Here is a 22,482-nt window from a genome sequence, read left to right as displayed (position 1 = left end):
GAGCTAATTAGCTCCCTTTTTGCTGCCCATATTTAAAATTACGCTTTTGTAAGTTCAAAAATAAGCGATGTTTGCGGGAATGAAATTGGCATTTGTAAGCCAAACTGCATTAACGCTTCACCTGTAAATGTTTGACCATTTACCACAGCAATAGAAGATGGGCGATACTCTGCAAATTTTACCGGCCACACTAAATTAAGTGTATATTGTGCATCGGTATCTAGGCCAACAAAGCGTAATTTATTAGGCGCTGTACGCGGTGTTTCGCGAACGCTATTATAGGCAAATAACGCTTTTGTTTTTTGCTCATCGATTAAACCAAAGTTAATTGATAAATCGTCGCTATCAAGGCGGTATAAATCGGCGCTATGAATAAACTCCCGATGCTTTTTGTGAAGTACTATTGCCGCTTTGAGTGTATTGTATTCGTGATCGGTCAGTTCACGTGGGTCCATTTCAATGCCCATGTGGCCAAACATTGATACCGCAGCACGCATTTCAATGCTCACATTACGCCCTGTGATATGACAATTACGTGGGCCTACGTGAGCGCCCATTACCGACGATGGGAAAAAGAACGAACATCCACGCTGTATTTCAAGGCGATCTAGCGCATCGTTTGAATCTGACGTCCATACACGATCTGTGTGTGCAAGTACGCCGTAATCTACACGTGCACCACCTGACGAACAGCTTTCTATTTCAAGCCCTGGGTGCGCCGCTTTAATACGATCAATTAAACGATAAAGCGCCAATGTTTGTTGATGCACGGCCGGCTTACCATCAAAGTTACCCGCATGGTTAATATCGCGGTTCATATCCCATTTAATGTACTTAATGGTTGGGTATTCAACTAAAATATCGTCAATGGCTTTGTATAGGTACTCAACCACCTCAGAGCGCGTTAAATCAAGTACGAGCTGATTTCTAAAGCTTAACTGTTCGTTGTTTTGAGAGCCTAAAACCCAATCAGGATGCGCACGGTATAAATCACTATCAGGGTTGACCATTTCTGGTTCAAACCAAATACCAAACTCCATACCTAAGCTATTAACATGATCTATAACTGGCGATAAGCCATCTGGGTAAATTTTGTAATCTACTGTCCAATCACCTAAGCCAGCATTGTCGCCACGGCGGCCTTTAAACCAACCATCATCAAGTACAAAACGCTCAATACCTAACGGCGCTACTTTGTCGGCTAGTTGCTTAAGCGTGTCTACGTCGTGATCAAAGTAAATACCTTCCCATGTGTTGTAATGCACAGGGCGCGTTTTTTCGCGTTGTGCTTGGCTAAGTAAATTAGCTTTAACAAAACGATGGAAATTACGAGAAAGCGCGCTAAAACCTTCACTTGAAAACGAGCCATAAATGCTCGGGCTTTGATACGTTTGACCTTTAGCAAGCGTAAGCTCACCAGGAAGTAATAGCTCACCCATTTGTACATAACGACGACCTTCAGCTAAAAGTTCTGCGCGTAGTTTATTGTTGCCGCTCCAACCTAAATGAAAGCCGTAACATTCCCCGTGTTGCTCGCCTGCATTTTCGTTATGCACTAATAAACCAGGAAATACATCGTGTGATGTTTTGCCTTTACGGTTTTCGCGAACAAAACTACCTAAGACTAAATCAACCGATTGACGCTGGAATTCGTTTGACCAACGACCTTCAAAGCTCACTATTTTGCTTACGCTATCTGGCAATTGAAATGTTGGCGCGGCGCAAAAATTAACGCCCAGTGGTGAGTCACCTAAATTAGTTAATACAGTATGTGCACTTAGTACGTCACTGTTGTTGTCAAGCGTAATACTGTGCACGACTTCAATACCACGAAGCTTATCTACACTTACAAACTCAACGGTCGCACTTGAAGGCTGACGCACTTCTTGAAGCTCTGGCCCTACTGACCATGCAATTGAATCATTTACTAGCTCAAGCCCTGGCGCACCAGTAAAGCCCTCACCTAATAACGGAGATAGAGAAATAGGCGCTTCTTCAACCACGGCACATTTAACTTCTTGACGGGTAGCAAGTTGAGTTAGCATTGCCTCGGTTGTTTGCTCAGATAGGCGCTTACCAAAGTACAATAACGCCGGTGTTTTACTTTGGCAGTCGAAAATAACCGTGCTATTAGCGCTATCTAATCGAAAAAATGGTTTAATATCGGCCATAATTCTCCTATCCTTTTAATCTATTACGAGTTAAATAATGTGAGTATGTGAGTCAGTTATTTTGTGTGTGAACTCATTTACCGTTGCTTGAGATACGACCGGTCAGACAGTGGCCCTCAATAATAATAGTATATATCATATAAATTAGCTTTTGATAGCCTTTGCACTACAAATAGTTAGATAAACCCACTGGAAGTACCACTGCAATAAAAGACATTAAACTAACCTTAACTCAAAAATCCAATTACTCTCTTTTTGCTGGATAAAAAAATCGGCCAAGAATTACCTGTGACCGATTTTAATAGCTTAATTTATCTGTAGTTTATTTTTGTATTAGCGTCTGCGTTGCGCCATCAAGATCAGGGGTTTTACCTGCCCACTGTGCGTTTAAGCCAAATACCACTTTATTTACTACTAATGCAAAAGTCACACATACAATGAGTGTAATTGGCATTAAGTGAATGTAATGAATGTCGGTATGTAGTGGTGAGTTTGCAAACGTAAGCATACCGTACATAACCACGCCTAAAATTACCGCTGCAATACCCGCACGGGCATCAACATTTTTAAATAATAAGCCCACAACAAAAATAGAGAATATAGGCATACTTAATAAGCCGTTTAATTGCTGTAGTAAGTTAATAATACTGTCGGCTTGCTGATAAATTGGTACAAGTACCAGCGTTAAACTCGTTAGTAATAATGTTACGTAACCACTTAGCTTTACTACACTTGGCTCTTTATTAAAGTACGCTTCGTGAATGTCACATACATATAGTGCTGTGGCTGAATTTAATAAACTGTTGTAAGTAGACAGCACTGCCGCCGCCATTGCCGCTGCAAATACACCAGTTAACCATGCAGGCATTACATCACCAACAATTCGACCGTAAGCAGCGTCGCCAATATCGCCATAAAGTTTAAACGAAATAATACCCGGTAATACCACAATTGCAGGGACGATTAAAAAGCGAATACCTGCTGCTGCAAATATACCTTTTTGCGCTTCTTTAACATTAGGCGCTGCCATTGCTCGTTGCGTAATTGTTTGGTTAGTACCCCAGTAATACATTTGAATAAAGATCATACCGGTTAAAAGTGTTGGCCACGGAATAGGTGAATCAGCATCGCCGATGAGTGTTAAACGCTCCTCTGGAATACCCGAAAAGTCATAGTCAATCGCATTAAGCGCTAAAAAGACTACTAAAACAGCCATGCCCAGTACAAGTATGCCATTGTAGGTATCCGATACAGCAACTGCCCGCAAACCACCAAAAAATGCATAAACAGCACCAATAATGGCAAACGCGGTGGCAATATACATTAGTGGAATATCAACCTTAAACATGGTTTGCATAAACAGCGCGCCAGAATAAATAACCGCTGGCATATAAATAAGTGCATTACCTAAAAAGAATAATCCCCCAATAACAGCGCGAATATGTTTGTTGTTATAGCGCTTTTCTAAAAGCTCTGTGGTCGTTGTACAGTTGTATTTGTAATAAACAGGAATGAACACTTTGGCTAAAATAATCAAACCTATAATTGCTGCAAGCTCCCACCAAACCAGTAAAGCCATTTGGTTACCGTTCATGCCAACAAGCTGGTCAGTACTTAAATTAGTAAGTGTGATTGAACCTGCAACAAACATCCAAGTAAGGCCACCGCCGGCTAAAAAGTACTCTTTAGTTTGGCTTTGTCCGTTATTACGATTTTGGCCTCGGCATTTCCAATAAGTAAGGCCACCAATTAAAGCGGTGACAAAAACAAAAACCACCAGCTGTAAAATATTATCTGACATGTGTGTGTCTCTTATATGTGTGTGAAAATAGACACGCTATAGCGCGTGTGAATCTCTACTTAGTTCTAATTTAATTTGCTTTAAAGGTTTGAGGTCTGAATGCTGATTATGAAGTTTCACTAAGGCGTTAAGCTGAAACAGTGAAATAAGCATGCTGTTAAGCACACTTAAGTAACCCTTCTTTTGTAGTTCTGCAATGGTATTGCTATCTAATGTTTGCAGTTTGTCTTCATCAACGGTGCTCAAACCTTGAATGGTTTGGGTTTCGCCTTGTTCAAACTGTAAAGCAATATCAATATTTTTAATGAGCCCTAAGCGCACTACTTCCTGGGTAAATTGATACGTTTGATAGTCATTTTTTAAATCGCTCTCAAGTAGCTTTTGTTGCGAATTTAAAAATAAGCTTGGGTTACCTTTAGCATCAAATAATGCCTCACCATGCTGCGAGTTTACAGCTGAGCTTTGCTCATCAATCGCAATAAAGTAATCGCTACTGTTTGCTTCACGGGTCATTAAATGAAGAGGGTGAGTTTGCATACATACTGGTGTGTAAAGTGCCTGCCATTGGTTGTTATTCACCAATAAACTTTGCCCGGCGTTAAAACTTGTTAACGCTGATATTGTGTAGCTGCCATTTTGTGCGTTACGGGCTAAAAAAATAGGTAAGTCGCAGGCTACTTTTGCTATTTCATTTGCTCTTAAATTAACTAAATGCTGCGTTTTTGCGTATTCAACTGCTGCATTGGGGTTAATTTTTAATGTTTGGTGTTTAGTGTTTACGAGTTCACTAATAGCCATAGTTACACGTCCTTAAACTGGGTTAGCTGCTAGCCACTGCTCTATAAAAGCACGATGTGGCGGCAAAGTTTGTAACATCTGCTGTGTAAGCTGGCTGTTACGTTCAATTATTTGTTTGGCTTGCACATGGTGTGAATACAAATATGCCTGTTTAGTAAAGTCTGGCTTAAAGCCCATACCGTACAAAACATACTGATAACTGGCGGCAGGGAATAACTCTAATGCGCCATGAAAATCTTGAATAAGCGGGCCACGGCTTCCCCAAAGAAGTAAGTCTTCTTGCAGGGTTTGTGGAATAGTATCGGGCTGTACATGTGCTTGCCAGTAAGGTTCTGGGCGCTTGGTTAGCATGTAATGTAGCTTTAAAAAGTCGATAATACGCTGCCAGCGGTAATCCATTTGCTCGTTAAAGCGTTTAGCTACAATAGGCATTACTTGTGTGTCTGCTGGCATATGCTCTGCTACAAAGCGTGCTGAAATTTCAACAAGCATAATAGCGGTTGCTTCAAGCGGCTCCACAAACCCTGCCGACATACCAATGGCAACACAGTTTTTATGCCAAAACTTTTCACGGTAGCCCGACTCAAAGCTAATCTTACGGGCAGTTAAACCGTTTGCTGCATCGCCTAAATAGTTTCTTAGGTTTTGCTCTGCTTCATCGTCTGATAAAAATTTGCTTGAATAAACATGCCCTACACCTCGGCGATGCGTTAAACCTATATCCCAAATCCATCCAGCATTTTGCGCTGTTGCTATGGTATGGCTGGCAAGAAGCTGATCGTTTTCATCGTAAGGGACTTGCATAGCCAGAGCGCTGTCGTTAAATAGCACGTGGTCCATTTTTTTAAACGGTACGTTGAGCGCTTGGCCTAATAACAATGATGAAAAACCAGTACAGTCTATAAATAAATCGGCGCTTATAGTGCGGGTTTGATCTTTTAGAGTAAGCTCATTTATTGCACCATCGTCATCAAGTTTTACCTGTTCAACAGTACCAATAATATGCTCTACACCAAGCTTACTTTTACAATGCTGTTTAAGCATTTGTGCAAAAGCGCCGGCATCTAAGTGATAAGCGTAATTACAATTACCTTGATATTCACCTTGCGCTATACCTCTTGGAGCTAAGCTTGCTTGGCAAATATCATGTTGAAAATTAGTTTGCTGTGCAAAGTCTTCAACATTATCTAAATAAGGGGCTAAATCTATGCGGCCGTAGCCTAGCGGTACAGTAAATGGATGGTAGTAAAAATCGTTGTTGCCGTGCGTCCAATTTACAAATTTACCACCTTGCTTAAAGGTAGCGTTACAGGCTTTAAATACATCAAATTCACGCAAACCTATTTGCTGAAGAGTGTTTTTCATAGTGGGCCAGGTACCTTCACCTACACCAATTGTTGGAATATCTGATGATTCAACCAACATCACTTTTAAGCCGTCACCATTTTTACCTTGGTGATACGAAGCTATAATTGCAGCGCTCAGCCATCCTGCTGTGCCGCCACCAATTACGGCGATTGTTTTTATTGTTTTATTCATAACGGACTACTCTTTGAGTACTTTATTGATAACCGGTTAGACAACAAATGCCCTTTCGGGCATTTGTTTAAATTAGTCTCATTTTGTGCAAAATAGCTACTAACTTTATTAGTAACAGGACTTATAATGCACTGCAATGAAAACTAAGAGGCAGTCGCTGCCTCTGCTATCAATTAAAACGATCCACGAATACCAAACGCGTAACGTGAGCCATTATCTTCTACTGAATAGATTTGGTTAGCAAAACGACCTGTTTGTACTAACTCTTCCTCAGTGATATTGATGCCTTCAGCAAAAATAGTGAAGTTTTCGTTAATATCGTAGCTTGCACTAATATCCCACTGACCGTAAGTTTCTACGTTCACTGGTTCACCGTTAAAGCCATTATCAACTAAGCGTAAAAAGCCTTCACGGTTGTTAAATGCAACACGTGCTTGCCAGTTATCTTGCTCATAAAACAATATTAAGTTTTGCGAATCGCCTAAACCTTCAAGTGCAAATGTTTGTGTGGTGTCTGCGCCTACGCTAATGTCACTATCTACGACTGTGGCATTGGCTATAATACCAAAGCCATTATCAAATATGTGCGTCACACCAACTTCATAGCCCGTTACTTTAGCTGACTCACCATTTTGAGGGCGAGTTACTGTGTATACCTCTGAGCTACCATTGAGTTCATCATCAGCTTGGTCTGTACATGTAGTACACGCAAAATCAGGACCCGAACGGTCAGACATTTCAAATGTTTCTGCACCTGTTAGCGTGACAATGAAGTCGTCAACTTCTTTACTAAATACTGCAAAGCTAAATAAGTTAGCATCGTTGTAGTACCACTCGTAAGAAATATCCCAGTTTTCTGATTGGAATGGCTTAAGAGCAGGGTTGCCACCATTTGCCGTTAAGTTTTGACGACGAGGCTCGTTAAACGTAGTCGCTGGTGATAACTGCGACATCGTTGGACGAGTAATACTGTCGTACGTAGCAAAACGTAAAATCATATTGTCTTGCAGTTCTAACTTAACATTTAAAGATGGTAGTAAGTTTGAGTAGCTAGTCCCTTGTTCAATGCTTGTAGCCGGACCAAATACGTTAGCAAACAAAGTTGCATCCGTCGTTGGGATTACATCACTAATAAAGCTCTGTATTGCAGCTACTTCAATATCAGTTTCAGAATAACGTGCACCTAAGTTAACGGTTACAGGCATATCCGCAAGGTCAAAACCAAGCGTAAAGTCCATGTATAGGCTGGTGATGTCTTCGTTGATTGTGTAGCGGTTATTTTGTAATGTTGGCTCTACTGGGAAACCTTGATCGGCTAAATAATCAAGCATTTTATCACCGTCGTAGGTGTAAAATGTATCGATCAAACCTGGGAAGTAGTTACTTGCTTGATAGGCTTCAAAATCAATTGCATCAAGTGGTGCTTGCGTCCCATAACCACAAAATTGACATTGAGTACCATAAACTTGAAAACTTGATTTTTCACGCTCTTGGCGATAAGCACCAAAGTTGATTCGATCTACAGGGCCTTTATCTGGCACGTATTCAAAATCGGCTTTTACTTCTGTGATTTCATCTTCATCTGTAAACTGAAGACCGACTTCATTGTAGTGAAGGCGCGCAAGGCTAGGATCTGGGAGTGAACCATTTTCAAACCCGTCATGCTGAACAGTAGGAACACTGCCTGTACCATCAAAGCTATAGCTATTAATAATACCTACAACATTAAAACGGTCAGTACCTGCACGGTCGTTTTCAGCTGTTGAGCGAGATACATCAAACTTTGCTTTTAGTGACTCGTTTACTTGCCAGTCAACATTAATACCAAATGCTTTGTTAGTTACATCACGTGAGTTACGCGTGTGTGATACAAAATCACTTGCAGGGTCGCCACTTGGCGCACCTAAACCCACTTCTTGAGAGAAAGTTAAAAGCGTGCCTGTTTCTGGATCAATCGTTGCGCTACCTACGCGGTCTGGTTCAAACCAAGATGCTAAATCGCGTACTGTTGAATCAACTTCAAATTTTGAAATCATGCCATCAACCGTAATCGTAACATCGTCAGATGGCGCATATTGCAGTACTAAACTTGCATTTGTACGCTCACGGTCTTGCTCATCAACAACTTGGTCCCAGTTACGTGGAATATAGGCATTTTCAAACAATACACCATCAGTTGGATTAGAGATTGTTTGGCCGCCGCGCCAACCTGCCGTTAAAATTTGGTTATTTTGAAGTTTACGTTGCTGATTAGTGATGGCAAAAAGCACACCTAGCTTGTCATCGTTAAACGTATTACTTATTAAAAATGATGTTGATGGGGATACTTCTTCAGAAAGGCTTTCGTACATACCTTTAACTGAACCTAAAATATGTAAACCACCAAAATCAAAAGGACGTGCTGTAGTTACGTTAACCGTACCACCAATGCCGCCTTCTTGAAGCGTTGCTGTATTACTTTTATAAATATCAGCACCGGTGATTTGATCTGCGGCTAATACATCAAAATTAAATTCACGACCTGCACTGTCTGTCGCAATTTGACGACCATTAACAAGTACAGTATTAAATTGTGGACCAAAACCACGAATAGTTACCGCTTGTCCTTCACCACCACTGCGGTCAATTGCTACACCTGTAATACGTTGTAGAGATTCTGCGACGTTTAAATCAGGAAATTTACCAAGATCTTCTGCTTTAATCCCGTCTGTAACAACATTAGATGCTTTTTTATCTAACATTGATGAACGTAAGCTGCTGCGGATACCCGTTACTGCGATAACTTCAACATCCTCATTTACTACTGTAGGCGTATCGCCTTCAGCGCCTTGAGCTGCAACGTTTCCGCTTGCCAATATGCCAGTGATAGCAATACTGATCGCGGTTTTCTTGTTGAACGATAACTTATTGTTAATTATCATTTTTTAAAAACTCCTGATTGTGTGTAGTCGTTGTGTCGTTGTGGTAGTGCAAATAGTTTCAAATACTATTTATATTATAAATACTTTAAATCAAGCTGAAGTGCAACCTTTTCCTTGATTGTAGGGCGTTATTTATTACCGTATTTTTTCTTTTTATTTTCTTTAAATTAACATCGACATATTGAGTTAATTACGAAAATGCGTAAATAATAACCTGCTCATAAACTTCATCAGGTAATAAATTAGCTTTTGGATAATTTTCACGGTTTGGCGCGTCAGGCCAATTTTGCGCTTCAAAACACAAAGCTTGTCGTGCTTTAAACGGCGCACCGACGAAGTTAGCGGTGTATAACTGCATACCTGGCTGAGTGCTTTTGAGCGTTAAATTAACCTTCGTGTGTGGCGAGATTAATGTAGCCATCGTCTTTAAACTGCTGTCATCATTAAAAATATAGCAGTGGTCAAAGCCATTTCCAGCTTCTAGCTGAGGATGAATGGCGCTTAATGCCTCCCCAACTTGACTTGGTTTGGTAAAATCAAAACAAGTACCTGTCACTAATGCCGCTTCATTAAGCGGGATGCTGGTTTTATCGATGGGAAGGTAGTGACTGGTATTTACTTGAACAGAATGATCATTAATTGATTCGCTGCCATCAAGGTTAAAATAACAATGGTTAGTAAAATTAACGAGTGTTTCTTTGTTAGTCGTAGCTTTAAAGCGTAATGCAAGCTCGCCATTTTTAGCACTAATCGTTTGCCAAACCCGTAACTCACCGGGGAAGCCTTGCTCACCATCGGGCGAGCAATAATAAAGCTCAACTTCACTTTCAGTTTGTTTGGTTACTTGCCAAAGTACTTTATTAAAGCCTTTAACACCGCCATGTAAGCTATTAGGGCCGTTGTTCGTTTCTAATTGATACTGCGTACCAGATAAGCTGAAACGCCCCTTTGCAATACGGTTAGCGTATCTACCTACTGTAGCGCCAAGGTAAAATGGGTTTTCAAGATAGTATTGAGGGTCATCGACGCAAAGTGTCATTTCTTGCTTTTTAAACTTTATGCTTTTAATTATTGCACCAAATGGCAAAATTTCAGCGGTTAAATCCTTACCATCACTGAGCTGAATAACTTGTAAAAGCTGGTTATTGGCAATAGCTACCACATGTATTCTCCAATCAAATTACCGAATTAACGTTTTCTGTTATGACGGCGCAACAATATATATTATAAATAGTATATAACTGAAGCCTGTAACTCAATCTAAATACGTTAAAATTTCTCGATAAAAATTTACAGCTGCCATTATTTATTTACACTAGGCGAGTAAATTAAACACTTATTATTTTTAACCTCCTAAAAACTACATTTAATTAACTAACACATCAAAAAAAACAAAAAGGCTAACGTAATTATAGCCTTAATAAAATCCAACCAATCTAAAAATGTTAAAGTTTTATTAAACCACTCTTTTATTTGGAAAATTTTCAGTCCTAGTTTGTTTAGTTAATGTCTGCACCATTTAATCCAGCTTAATCGCTGCGTGTGCACTTCGTTTTTAGTATTTATAAACATTAACTGAGAGAAGAAAGGAATTATGATCCCATTTAGACTTAATAAACTGAGTATGTTAGTTGGCGCTGTATCTGGCACATTCATTTTAGCAAGCAGCCCTATACATGCAGCTCAAAGTGATAAAGTTCAGCAAGAAATGGAAGCGATCACGGTAACAGGCTACCGTTCTAACCTAGCCCGTAGTAAAGAACTCAAAAAAAATGCAATTGGCTCGCAAGATAGCATACTCGCTGAAGACATTGGCGAATTCCCTGATGCCAACTTAGCAGAGTCACTACAGCGTGTACCGGGGGTGTCTATTTCGCGTGACTCAGGTGAAGGTCGTCAAATATCGCTACGTGGCTTGGGTCCTAATTTTACACGCACGCGCTTAAATGGCATGGAAGCACTTTTTACAAGCGATTCAGGTATTGACCAACGTGGCGGTGCATCCCGCTCTCGAGATTTTGATTTCAGTATTTTTGCCTCAGAACTATTTAATCGCGTAGATGTTTATAAATCGTATGATGCGTCATTAGATGAAGGGGGGATTGCCGGTACTGTTGATTTACATACTGCAAAACCTTTTGATAATTCTGAAGAAGGGCTACAAGGTGCTGTAAGTGTAAAAGGTATTTATAATGATAGAACAGAGCATTCAGACCCTCGCTTTGCTGGTTTGTTATCAAATACTTGGGGGAATTTTGGTGCGCTCGTATCGGTTGCTTATTCTGAAGTAGATACAATTGAAGAAGGCTATCATGTGTGGTCTTGGAAACAAGCGAGCTTTGGTGATGATAATGTTGCAGATTCAGTTGATGGCGATATCAAAAACCGCTTAGTTAACGCCACGGGCAATGACCGAGTGTTTGTATCTCGCGCTAATAACATTGCATCTTGGGCTAATACACGAAAACGTACCGGTATTACCGCTGCATTCCAATGGCAACCTTCTGATTCAATGTCTTTCGATTTAGATATTTTATACGGAAAGCTATCTAACGATCGCATTGAAAATCAATTATCAACAGCGGGCACAAACGCATTTACTGGCGATGTGACGGCAAATCAATTACTCGTTGATGCAGCCATTGAAGGTGACGATTTAGTATATGCCTCATTTGAAGGTCTTGATTTACGTACCGAGTCAAAAGTAAGTTTTGGCGAAACTGATTTTCACCAAATATCACTCAGTGGTAATTTTGAACTAACCGATAAACTATACATGACAACCATGTTTGGTTTATCAAAATCTACTTTTGAGCAGCCTATAAACGATAAAGTTTTTAGTGAATCTGTCGATCATGCGTTTTCTGTTGATTGGCGCAATGCTAAATATGGTCAAAATACTTACGACTTCGATATTACCGACATCGACCAGTGGGCATTAATGCGAACTGATGTCCGCGAAGATGAAATAAGCAATGAATACAACACTTATCAAGTTGATTTTAATTACGAACTTAATGATGTGCATTCATTTAAGTTTGGTCTTCAGTCTAAAAACTATCAATCAGATGGTTTTGAACGCAGAGACCGTGTTGATTGGGAAAATGACCCAAATTCACCTGAAGCTGTTTTTCAACTAACTAATATTCCAATTTTACATGACTATGTTATTGCAAATAACCAAGCAACTTTTGAGCGTGTTGTTGCGACAGGTTTAATTTCTCGCGAGTTAGATGCCTCTCATAATCGCCCTGGTACTGTATATCAAATTGAAGAAGATACTATTGGGGTTTATGCACAATATTTATGGAACACCGAAATAAGTAACTTCCCAATTAGAGGTAATTTAGGCTTACGTTGGTACGAAACTGAACAAACATCGAGCGGGGAAGTTAATACTGGATCAGGTTTTGAACAAATTGAATTTAGTAAAACCTATTCCGATTTACTACCAAGCTTAAATGTTGTTGCTGATATTTCTGATAATTGGTTAGTACGCTTTGGTGCAAATCGCAATATTTCTCGACCAAATTTAAATCAATTAAAAGCCGCAGGACAAGTGGGTGTTGCAGATCAATTTATTAGTGCTGGTAACCCTAACTTAGAGCGCTTTGTTGCTGATTCATTCGAAACATCATTTGAGTTTTATGGTGATTCGTCAAGCTTAGCTATTGCAGTGTTTCATAAAGATATGGAGTCATTTATTGTCCAGCAATCAGTGACTCTACCTTATGAGCAAACGGGTTACCCTCTAGAGTTTTTAGACTTTGACCCTCGCGTAAATGCGCAATCTGAGTTTACCGTTTCACAACCGATAAATGGTGATTCTACAGATGTCACTGGTTTAGAAGTTGCGTTTCAAATGGACTTTGATTTTTTACCCGAACCTTTTAATTACTTAGGTATGCTGGGCAATGTAACCATTGCTGATGGCGAGACCATTTTGTTTAACGAAGGTGAACGCATCAGCGTTACCCCTCCTGGCTTATCTGAACTGTCTCACAACTTTACCCTTTATTATGAAACGCCGCGCTGGGGCATGCGTGTATCTAGCTCTTATCGTGATGAATACATTACCGGCGAAGGCTCAGAGCAAAATATTGTTGCCGGATACGATGAAACAACCTTTGTTGATTTCAAATCGTTTATGAATATTACCGAGCAAGTAAAAGTAACCTTTGAAGCAACAAATTTAACAGATGAAGTAATTCGTCAATTTCTCGATCACAGAACCCAATCTTACTCGCAAAGCGGTCGTAATTTTGCGTTAGGCATGTCGTATAAATTTTAGCTCTCACCTCTAAACTGGCTGCTTTTGCAGCCAGTAATTCCACAGAAAAAGGTATAACAATGAATAAAAAAATTATAGCAACATCATTAATATGCAGCTTAATAACTGCAAAATACTGTGTAGCAAATGATTTTTATACGCAACCAAAGCTAAATAAACCAATTTCACAAGTGGTCAATTCTTTGGGTAATAGTTGCCAAGATTTTAAAGCCGATACAGAAAATGATCATGTGTTTGAAGTTAGTGATCACCATCAAGCATTTGAGCTATCACACAAATGGAAAGACGGCTCGCATACTGCTTTTATTGCACACTCAGAAACAAGTAGTGGTGATTTAGGTCAAATATTAACATTTAGTGCAAGCAGTAATGTGTTCAACAACAACGATGAAATCAGTAGCAATACCACACTACCTCTACGAGATAAAATACGTATCTCGGAGCAGCACCCATCTGGTATAGCGTGGCTTCCAGCTCCAAACGATAAAGATGAAGGCTATTTATTTATAGCCTCTGAAAACGAAATTAAAGTACGGGTAAGAAAATTTAATTCAACAAAAGATTTAGGTCAAAGCGCTGAATTAATACAAACAGAGTTAAACAAGATTACCGATGTATGGCTTGCTCAAGTCGATAATACTACTTGGTTAATACTCCATCATATGGGAGAAGCAAAAGGAGTCGCTTATAAAGCTGATTCTGAGCGCTTGTTTCAATACAACACTCCACAAAAAGGCACTATAAATATAGACGCTTTTGAGCGAGTAAATAGCTACAACACAGCAAAAAATACGCAATGTAATAGTGTTGGTCAAAATGCCCAGCTAGTTCAAGACAGTAACAATGACTGGTTTGTTGTCCACTCTTATACTGGTGGTACTATTTGTGGCGCTAATATTGGCGACAATCATGTTAATGCTTACTCGGTAAGCTTCAATAACAATACTGCCTTTAGCGTATCTACGTCAGCTCCGGCAGTGAAAACTACACTAAGCCGTGCCATTGGCCCAACAGATCCCGGTGCCGATGGTGCCAGCGGATTTAGGATAAACAATAATGGGCAATTAATTGCCTATTTAGGCGCGCAATATGCCTATTCATCCTTTTTTAACTGGAAGTCCGCACTACGTGAATGTCGCTCTAGTCAATAAACTAAAAAACAGATCACTATTTTAGATTAATCTTTTAGAGCTGAGTTTCAGCTCTAAGAGATCAACACTCTCACTTAAATAAAAAAGAATATTTTATGCAAAAATACATAACTTCATTTCTCATTAATTTTTTACTGCTTTTGATTTGTTGCCCATCAATTGCCGCCAATGACTCATTCACTTTAGGTGTTATTGCCGATTGCCAATATGCAGAACAAGCCAATAAGGGTACTCGACACTATACATCTTGCCCTCAAAAATTCAGCACTGCGGTAGAGCAATTTAATCAACACCCTTTATCGGGTGTATTACATTTAGGCGACTTTATCGACCGTGAATTTAAAAGCTTTACCCCATTAAATACAATATCATCGTCGCTTAATACTCCTATTTATCATGTATTAGGAAACCATGAATTTTCGGTAGATGATAAATTTAAAATGCGCATAACTAACACTTTAAACATGCCATCGCGCTACTACAGTTTTGAAATAAACAACTGGCTCTTTATCGCCTTAGATGGCAACGATGTGAGCACTTACGCATGGCCTAAAAATAGTAAAAAACATCAACAAAATATGACCTTGTTTAACTCTCAATATAAAGGGCACGAAGAGTGGAATGGCGCAATTGGTATTAAACAGCTTAAGTGGTTAGAAGAAAAGCTAAAAGTAGCGCAAGTAAAAGAGCAACCTGTTGTGCTACTGAGTCACTTTCCTATTTTTCCTGAGAACAATCATAACCTATGGAACGCGCAAGAAGTGCTAACCCTTATTAGCCAGTATCCAGCCGTAAAAGCATGGTTTAATGGTCATAACCATGTAGGTAATTATGCAAAAAAAGACGGTATTCACTTTGTGACTTTTCATGCCATGCTTGATACCGACACAACTGCATTTAGCACTCTTGAATTTTCGCCAACCCAACTTAAAATCAATGGTCAAGGGAGGCAGCCTTCAATGGTTCTTCCCATTAAATAGCTGCAAAAAACTAAGATAACCTATCGCGCTATATAATAACGCGTACAAGGTGAAGATTAGCGTGACTATGAAACTTAGTTACGCATTTCTGGCACTTATATAGCTATGCAATTGCTCAATAGCACTTTGCATTTGGCGGCTTATATCACCTAGGCTAAACCCTGTTGCCACTTTAATTTGTTGATATGTTTCACCATGAATTCGACTACGTACTATAAGGTCTCGCTGCTTATCTGTAAGCGTATTCATCGCATATGAAATATATTCAATTCGCAAATTCATGCTACATAGATCCTCAGGGCTACCTTGCGTACATAATGGTTCATCAATATTATCGCGGGTATCGTCTAAAAAATGTTGAGTGTTTTTAAGACGGGAACGATAATTTAAACCAATGTTAATAGCTGAACGAAGCAGATAAGCTTTCGGAAACTCTATTTTATCAATATGCTGATGTGATAACATATTACTAAATGCCTCCTGCACTAAATCTTCATGGTCGCTAAGGCTTGCCCCAAAAAAATCACGGACTCTACGGTTTAGCTCACTGTTGTGCTCGGTATATAATTTTTCAAAAAATGATTCGATAATCATAAAATGACTTTAAAAACCTCTTAATTCAAAAGTAAAAACAACTGTGTTAGCTGTTGTATTTAAGAGGATTAATCTAGCATTAAATTATGCTAAGAATATGACAAACCAAGCGTTTATCACTAAAAGGTCATTTATTAGCTAAGTTACGACTCAGCAGTGATGTGTTGATTAAGCGCTGTTTTTTCGTCAATACTAAGGGCCTGCTTTGATTTTGCGATAAAATCGTATCTCACCATAATGGCTTTACCTATTGCGCAGCATTTATCATGTTGCCATGCTTCTTGCCTAAGCGTAAAAGAGCTAGTGCCTATATGCTCTACAAAGGTTTTTACTGTTACTTCGTGGCCATAAAATAATTCGCCTACAAACGACACTTCAACTTTGGCAATTATCAACTTCCAATCATGTGGGTTTAAGTCAGGTGTAAAAAACTTAAAAATAGGTGCACGTGCAACTTCAAACCATACCGGGAGTACGGTATTGTTAATGTGTCCGAGCGCATCAGTTTCACTAAAGCGCGGCATCACTTTTTCAATAAACATAAAAATCCAATAATAATTATATAAAGGTTACTCATGACGGACTTTATTCGCGTATACGATAACGCGCTAGGCAATGATTTTTGCGATGAATTTATTACCACATTCGCGCAAAGCCCGCATGTAAAACAAGGGGTGACATCGGGCGGTGTCGATCTAAAGAAAAAAGACAGCCACGATCTACACCTAAACAATCACCCCGAATATGCACAACAATTAAAACATATACAACAAACGACTGCACAGCATGTTTTTAAGTATATTGAAGAGCATGTTTTTATGATGATTGGGGCGTTTGGTTTAAAGGTATATCATCCAAAAACGGGGGAGGTAGTTGATTTAACTCATGCTAATTTTGAAGAAGTAGGAAAGCCGCAACTCCCCGTTTTAGTGCAGCAGATTTTTAGACTTGGCAATATTCAAGCGCAAAAATACGAAGTAAACAAAGGTGGCTACCCTTACTGGCACAGTGAAGTTTATCCGCAGCTACAGCACAATGAAGCTTTGCATCGCGTGTTGCTATTTATGTTTTACTTAAACGATGTAGAAGAAGGTGGTGAAACAGAGTTTTATTATCAAAACCGTAAAATAGCCCCTAAAAAAGGCACTATGGTAATAGCACCTGGCTACTTTACACATACTCATAGAGGCAATAAGCCAGTATCAAACGATAAGTATATTTTAACATCGTGGGTACTGTTTAATCGAGCAGAACAAATATATGGTGCGCCTAAGAGTTAGCGCACCAAAATCAGTATTATTTAACCAAGCAGTTCATCAAATAAATTAAACAACTGATCTAGCTCTTCAATGGTGTTGTAGTGCATACAACCAATACGCACTACACCGCCTTTGTCGAGTACACCTAACTGCTTACACAAACCTTGCGCGTAAAAGTTACCGTCCCACACACAAATATGCTGTTTGCCTAAAAATTCTGAAACGGCGCGTGGCTCAAGCCCTTCAAAAATTAAAGCAAAGGTAGGTGTACGCTCATTAAGGCGATCAAAATCATCAATACCAAACAAATTAATGCGTGGATAATTAACTAAGCGCGTTAAAAAGTGTTCGCTAAGCGCCATTTCGTGCTGTTTAGTTTTAGCAAAAGCTATGCTTAACTTTTTGCGGCGTGAATGGCTATCATCAAGCTCACTAATCGCCGCAATGTAATCAACAGCCGCGATAAAACCAGCCATTGCTTCAAAGCTTTGTGTGCCGGTTTCCCAGCGACCTGGTGCTATGTCTTTAGCTGGCTCAACTTTGTACGGTGTAAACCCATCTAAATGCTCTTTTTTACCGTAAACCATACCCAAATGCGGACCAAAAAACTTATACGCCGAGCAAGCTAAAAAGTCGCAATCAAGTGCTTGTACATCAACAAGTTCATGCGGTGCGTAATGTACTGCATCAACATAAACAAGTGCGCCTACGCTGTGAGCACGCTCTACAATGCGTTTAATATTATTAATTGAACCTGTGGTATTTGACGCATACGTTACCGCAACAAGCTTAGTATTACTGTTTAATAAGCTTTCAAACTGCGCCATATCTAAGCTGCAATCAGCTTCGTTAATAAGCGCAGTATTTACAACAACACCTTTATCTTCTGCGGCTTGTTGCCATGACGATACATTCGAGAAGTGATCAGCGTTAGTTACAATTATTTCATCGCCAGCCTGCCAATCACGCGAAATTGCACGGCTAAAGCTAAATGTGAGGCTGGTCATGTTTGGACCAAACACAATTTGTTGTGAGCTAGGTGCATTAAGTAAGTCAGCGGCGGCTTGGCGCGCATTCGCCATCAACTCAACCGTTTTATCACTTGAAAAAAACGCGCCACCTAAGTTCGAATTATAATGACCTAAATAAGCAGTCATCGCAGTAAGCACCGATGTTGGTACCTGCGAGCCGCCTGGTCCGTCTAAAAATATTGGCGATTTACCATCAACGTCTTGCATTAATGCTGGAAACTGCTCACGTAATTGCGTTATGTTCATGCTTATTCCTTAAGACGTTAATACAAAACAATCCAGGTAACCTGGTTTGCTAGCATCAATTTTGTTCATCGGTGTTGCGTTGTGCCACACTTGACGGTCGTTTATTAATGCAAACATGCCGTCTTTTATTTCCATTTTAAAACAAGGCTCAGCTTGCTTGTTTTCGTATACAAGCAGTTCGCCACCTTCTAAGTTCTCGTGAGATACGCCGCATATACATACATGGTCAAAACCATCTTGATGAACGCCTTCTGGCGCTGCAGGTGTATCGCTATCAATGGCAAGCATGCGGAACTGATGAATTTCAATATCGCGCTGCTCATCAATACCGGTAAGTTGGCGAAACTCATTGACGATATTTTTCATACCCTCTGATTCAAGTAAACTTTGCTCTAGGTTTTCGTAAGTACGCTCTACATTACCCTGAAAAGTATTAATTGAATCGTCTTGAACAAATGCTTTGGTTTTTTGTAACTTTATTTCACCATTTTGCATTTTAACTACTGAATAACGACGTTTACGAAAAGCACCATCTGCATATGGATTTGCAGGCAGGTTATCAAAAGAAGGCTTAACCAAATCAATATTTACTTGGTTAATAAAACGTAGTTGCAGTAAATTCTGGTTGTTTAATGCTGTCATAAAATCTCGCCTAAAATAATGAGAATATTGGTGAGGATTTTAATGCATATTGAGAGGATTTTTTGCTTTATTACTCAACTTAAAAACAACTTAAGGCCAGAGTTAATACAAAAATACAAAAAAAGAAGCATGAACTATCTAATATTTATTTTAGTCAATAAAAAACCCGCCGAAGCGGGTTTTTAAACAAACTTTAAAAATTATACAGCTTGTTGAATAATAACCTTGTCTGCTTTTTTAGTGTAAGCAGGCATACGGTGGAAGTTCAAGTAACGGTAAGTATCTGCAGCCGTTGCATTGATCTTCGCTGCATACTCTTGGTACTCAGCTGGAGTAGGTAATTTACCTAAGATAGCCGCTACAGCAGCAAGTTCTGCTGATGCTAAGAATACGTTTGCACCATTACCTAAACGGTTAGGGAAGTTACGTGTAGAGGTAGACACAACCGTTGCTTTGTCTGCAACGCGTGCTTGGTTACCCATACAAAGTGAACAACCTGGTGTTTCGATACGTGCACCAACACGTCCAAAGATACCGTAGTAACCCTCTTCAGTAAGCTGGTCTTTATCCATCTTAGTTGGTGGAGCAACCCAAAGTTGAGTTGGTAACTGACCTTTAAAGCCATCTAGTAATTTACCCGCTGCGCGGAAATGACCGATGTTAGTCATACAAGAACCGATGAACACTTCGTCGATTTTCTCGCCAGTAACGTCAGATAGTAAGCGCGCATCATCTGGGTCATTTGGAGCACAAAGAACGGGTTCTTTAATCTCAGCTAAATCAATTTCAAGTACATGCTTGTACTCTGCATCAGCATCAGCTTCCATTAGTTCTGGGTTAGCTAACCAATCTTGCATTGCAGTAATACGACGCTCAATAGTACGTACATCGCCGTAACCTTCAGAGATCATCCATTTAAGCATAACAATGTTTGACTCTAGGTATTCTGCGATAGATTCTTTAGAAAGTTTAACCGCACAACCTGCTGCTGAACGCTCTGCAGATGCATCTGATAATTCAAATGCTTGCTCAACAGTAAGGTGTTCAACGCCTTCAATTTCTAGTACACGACCAGAGAATTCGTTAATTTTACCTTTTTTCTCAACTGTTAATAAACCAGCTTTGATACCGTAGTAAGGTATTGCATGTACAAGGTCACGTAAAGTGATACCTGGTTGCATTTCGCCTTTAAAACGAACCAAAATAGATTCTGGCATATCAAGTGGCATAACACCCGTTGCTGCTGCGAATGCAACTGCACCCGAACCTGCTGGGAATGAAATACCTAGTGGAAAACGTGTATGTGAATCACCACCAGTACCTACAGTGTCTGGTAGTAACATACGGTTTAACCATGAGTGAATTACACCATCACCTGGGCGAAGTGAAACACCGCCACGGTTCATGATGAAATCAGGAAGCGTATGGTGAGTGTTTACATCGATAGGTTTAGGATAAGCTGATGTATGACAGAAAGACTGCATGGTTAAATCTGCAGAAAAACCTAAACAAGCTAGATCTTTAAGTTCATCACGTGTCATAGGACCTGTTGTATCTTGCGAACCAACAGTTGTCATTTTAGGCTCACAGTATTGACCTGGGCGAATACCTGCAACGTTACATGCTTTACCAACCATTTTTTGCGCTAGTGTGAAGCCTTTGTCAGATACTTCTGTTGCTGTTGGTACTTTAAATACGTCAGTTGGAGCTAGACCAAGTGATGTACGTGCTTTATCAGTTAAACCACGACCAATGATTAGTGGAATACGACCACCAGCACGAACTTCATCTAAAATTACATCAGATTTAAGCTCAAAAGTAGAGATTACTTTATCTGTACCATGTTGCTTAACAACACCTTCGTACGGGTAAATGTCGATTTGCTCGCCCATGTTAAGTTCATCAACATTTAACTCGATTGGTAATGCGCCTGAATCTTCCATTGTGTTGAAAAAGATTGGCGCAATTTTATTACCTAGACATACACCGCCAACACGCTTGTTTGGTACGAACGGGATATCATCGCCCATAAACCAAAGTACAGAGTTAGTTGCAGACTTACGAGAAGAACCAGTACCAACAACATCACCTACATAAGCAAGTGGTAAGCCTTTAGTTTTTAATTCTTCAAGCTGAGAGATTGGACCTACTTCGCCTGGCTTGTCTGGTGTAATTCCATCACGTTCAATTTTTAGCATTGCTAAAGCATGTAGTGGGATATCTGGACGAGACCATGCATCTGGTGCAGGTGACAAGTCATCCGTATTTGTTTCGCCAGTTACTTTAAATACAGTAACTGAGATCTTTTCAGCAACAGCTGGCTTATTAGTAAACCATTGCGCATTTGCCCAAGACTCAATAATTTGCTTAGCGAATGCGTTACCCGCTTTTGCTTTTTCTTCAACATCGTAGAACGCATCAAACATAAGTAATGTATTTGAAAGGCCTTTAACTACGATTGGTGCAAGTGTTTCGTCATCAAGTAGGTCAATCATTGGTGCGATATTGTAACCGCCCAACATTGTACCTAATAATTCTGCCGCTTTTTCTTTAGAAACAAGTGGAGAATTAGTTTCACCTTTAGCTATAGCTGCTAAAAATCCCGCTTTAATATAAGCAGCATCGTCAACACCCGCTGGTATACGCTGAATAAACAAATCTAAAATGAATTCTTCTTCACCTGCAGGTGGATTTTTTATTAATTCAATAAGATCAGCAGTTTGCTGAGCATCTAATGGCGCTGGTACGATACCTAACGCGGCACGTTCTTCTACGTGTTTACGATATTCTTGTAGCACAATATTGCCCTCTTGGTGACGTGAAAGTATCCGGTAGCGCTTCAAGCGCAAATAAGTTACCCAATACTTATAGTATTCTAACGCGTAATTATAAAGCTTTTATGGATAGATGAAAATCCATCCAGTTACGCAACTGATTATACCGATTATAAATACTATGAATAGTGGTTGTAGTAAAAACTATTCCCATGAATACTTGTTAAGTAATAATCATTACCATTAACCAATATTAATTTATTACAGACATAAAAAAACCCAGC

General features: G+C 39.7%; 15 protein-coding genes. 4 read left to right on the top strand and 11 right to left on the bottom strand.

Annotated elements, in window-relative coordinates:
- Window positions 1-38: 38 nt before the first annotated feature.
- The 6 genes from D172_RS01340 to D172_RS01315 all read right to left on the bottom strand — a co-directional run bounded on the left by D172_RS01340 (window position 39) and on the right by D172_RS01315 (window position 10,392).
- Window positions 39-2,171, bottom strand: a complete 2,133-nt coding sequence (locus D172_RS01340; RefSeq protein ID WP_007376245.1) for an alpha-galactosidase — start codon at window positions 2,169-2,171, stop codon at window positions 39-41.
- Between the two features lie 322 nt (window positions 2,172-2,493).
- Complete coding sequence (locus tag D172_RS01335) at window positions 2,494-3,972, bottom strand: SLC5 family protein (RefSeq protein WP_007376244.1); 1,479 nt, start codon at window positions 3,970-3,972, stop codon at window positions 2,494-2,496.
- Window positions 3,973-4,008: 36 nt separating this feature from the next.
- Window positions 4,009-4,770, bottom strand: coding sequence for a SapC family protein (locus D172_RS01330; protein ID WP_007376243.1), 762 nt, complete (start codon window positions 4,768-4,770; stop codon window positions 4,009-4,011).
- A gap of 12 nt (window positions 4,771-4,782) precedes the next feature.
- On the bottom strand, window positions 4,783-6,309 hold the full coding sequence (locus D172_RS01325; protein WP_007376242.1) for a tryptophan halogenase family protein: 1,527 nt from the start codon (window positions 6,307-6,309) through the stop codon (window positions 4,783-4,785).
- A 173-nt stretch (window positions 6,310-6,482) separates the two neighbouring features.
- Window positions 6,483-9,230, bottom strand: coding sequence for a TonB-dependent receptor (locus D172_RS01320; protein ID WP_007376241.1), 2,748 nt, complete (start codon window positions 9,228-9,230; stop codon window positions 6,483-6,485).
- 190 nt (window positions 9,231-9,420) lie between these two features.
- A complete protein-coding gene (locus D172_RS01315) occupies window positions 9,421-10,392 on the bottom strand; it encodes an aldose epimerase family protein (protein ID WP_007376240.1) in 972 nt (323 codons plus the stop codon).
- 432 nt (window positions 10,393-10,824) lie between these two features.
- Here D172_RS01315 and D172_RS01310 point away from each other — a divergent pair, with 432 nt between their 5' ends.
- The 3 genes from D172_RS01310 (at window position 10,825) to D172_RS01300 (ending at window position 15,652) form a co-directional block, all read left to right on the top strand.
- Window positions 10,825-13,521, top strand: coding sequence for a TonB-dependent receptor (locus tag D172_RS01310; protein ID WP_007376239.1), 2,697 nt, complete (start codon window positions 10,825-10,827; stop codon window positions 13,519-13,521).
- Window positions 13,522-13,580: 59 nt separating this feature from the next.
- Entirely contained in the window at window positions 13,581-14,672 is a 1,092-nt protein-coding gene (locus D172_RS01305) for a hypothetical protein (protein ID WP_007376238.1), read from the top strand.
- 95 nt (window positions 14,673-14,767) lie between these two features.
- The gene (locus D172_RS01300) at window positions 14,768-15,652 is read left to right on the top strand and encodes a metallophosphoesterase (protein WP_007376237.1); all 885 of its coding nucleotides are present in this window, start codon (window positions 14,768-14,770) and stop codon (window positions 15,650-15,652) included.
- Window positions 15,653-15,730: 78 nt separating this feature from the next.
- On the opposite strand, the gene D172_RS01295 is transcribed toward D172_RS01300, so the two are convergent.
- Both D172_RS01295 and D172_RS01290 read right to left on the bottom strand, forming a co-directional pair.
- Complete coding sequence (locus D172_RS01295; protein ID WP_007376236.1) at window positions 15,731-16,246, bottom strand: RNA polymerase sigma factor; 516 nt, start codon at window positions 16,244-16,246, stop codon at window positions 15,731-15,733.
- A 143-nt stretch (window positions 16,247-16,389) separates the two neighbouring features.
- The gene (locus tag D172_RS01290; RefSeq protein ID WP_007376235.1) at window positions 16,390-16,788 is read right to left on the bottom strand and encodes an acyl-CoA thioesterase; all 399 of its coding nucleotides are present in this window, start codon (window positions 16,786-16,788) and stop codon (window positions 16,390-16,392) included.
- 33 nt (window positions 16,789-16,821) lie between these two features.
- On the opposite strand from D172_RS01290, the gene D172_RS01285 reads away from it, so the two are divergent.
- Entirely contained in the window at window positions 16,822-17,526 is a 705-nt protein-coding gene (locus tag D172_RS01285; protein WP_007376234.1) for a 2OG-Fe(II) oxygenase, read from the top strand.
- A gap of 20 nt (window positions 17,527-17,546) precedes the next feature.
- On the opposite strand, the gene D172_RS01280 is transcribed toward D172_RS01285, so the two are convergent.
- From D172_RS01280 to acnB, 3 genes are all read right to left on the bottom strand, one after another.
- A complete protein-coding gene (locus D172_RS01280) occupies window positions 17,547-18,782 on the bottom strand; it encodes a cysteine desulfurase-like protein (RefSeq protein ID WP_007376233.1) in 1,236 nt (411 codons plus the stop codon).
- Between the two features lie 9 nt (window positions 18,783-18,791).
- Window positions 18,792-19,424: a 2OG-Fe dioxygenase family protein gene (locus D172_RS01275; protein ID WP_007376232.1), complete on the bottom strand. Its 633-nt coding sequence runs from the start codon at window positions 19,422-19,424 to the stop codon at window positions 18,792-18,794.
- 200 nt (window positions 19,425-19,624) lie between these two features.
- Complete coding sequence (gene acnB / locus D172_RS01270) at window positions 19,625-22,222, bottom strand: bifunctional aconitate hydratase 2/2-methylisocitrate dehydratase (protein WP_007376231.1); 2,598 nt, start codon at window positions 22,220-22,222, stop codon at window positions 19,625-19,627.
- Between the last annotated feature and the right edge of the window lie 260 nt (window positions 22,223-22,482).

This window comes from Pseudoalteromonas sp. Bsw20308 (assembly GCF_000310105.2).
Taxonomy (GTDB): domain Bacteria; phylum Pseudomonadota; class Gammaproteobacteria; order Enterobacterales; family Alteromonadaceae; genus Pseudoalteromonas; species Pseudoalteromonas fuliginea.
The sequence above is the reverse complement of the archived record's forward strand: the minus strand, read 5'-3'. Positions and strand labels throughout refer to the sequence as shown.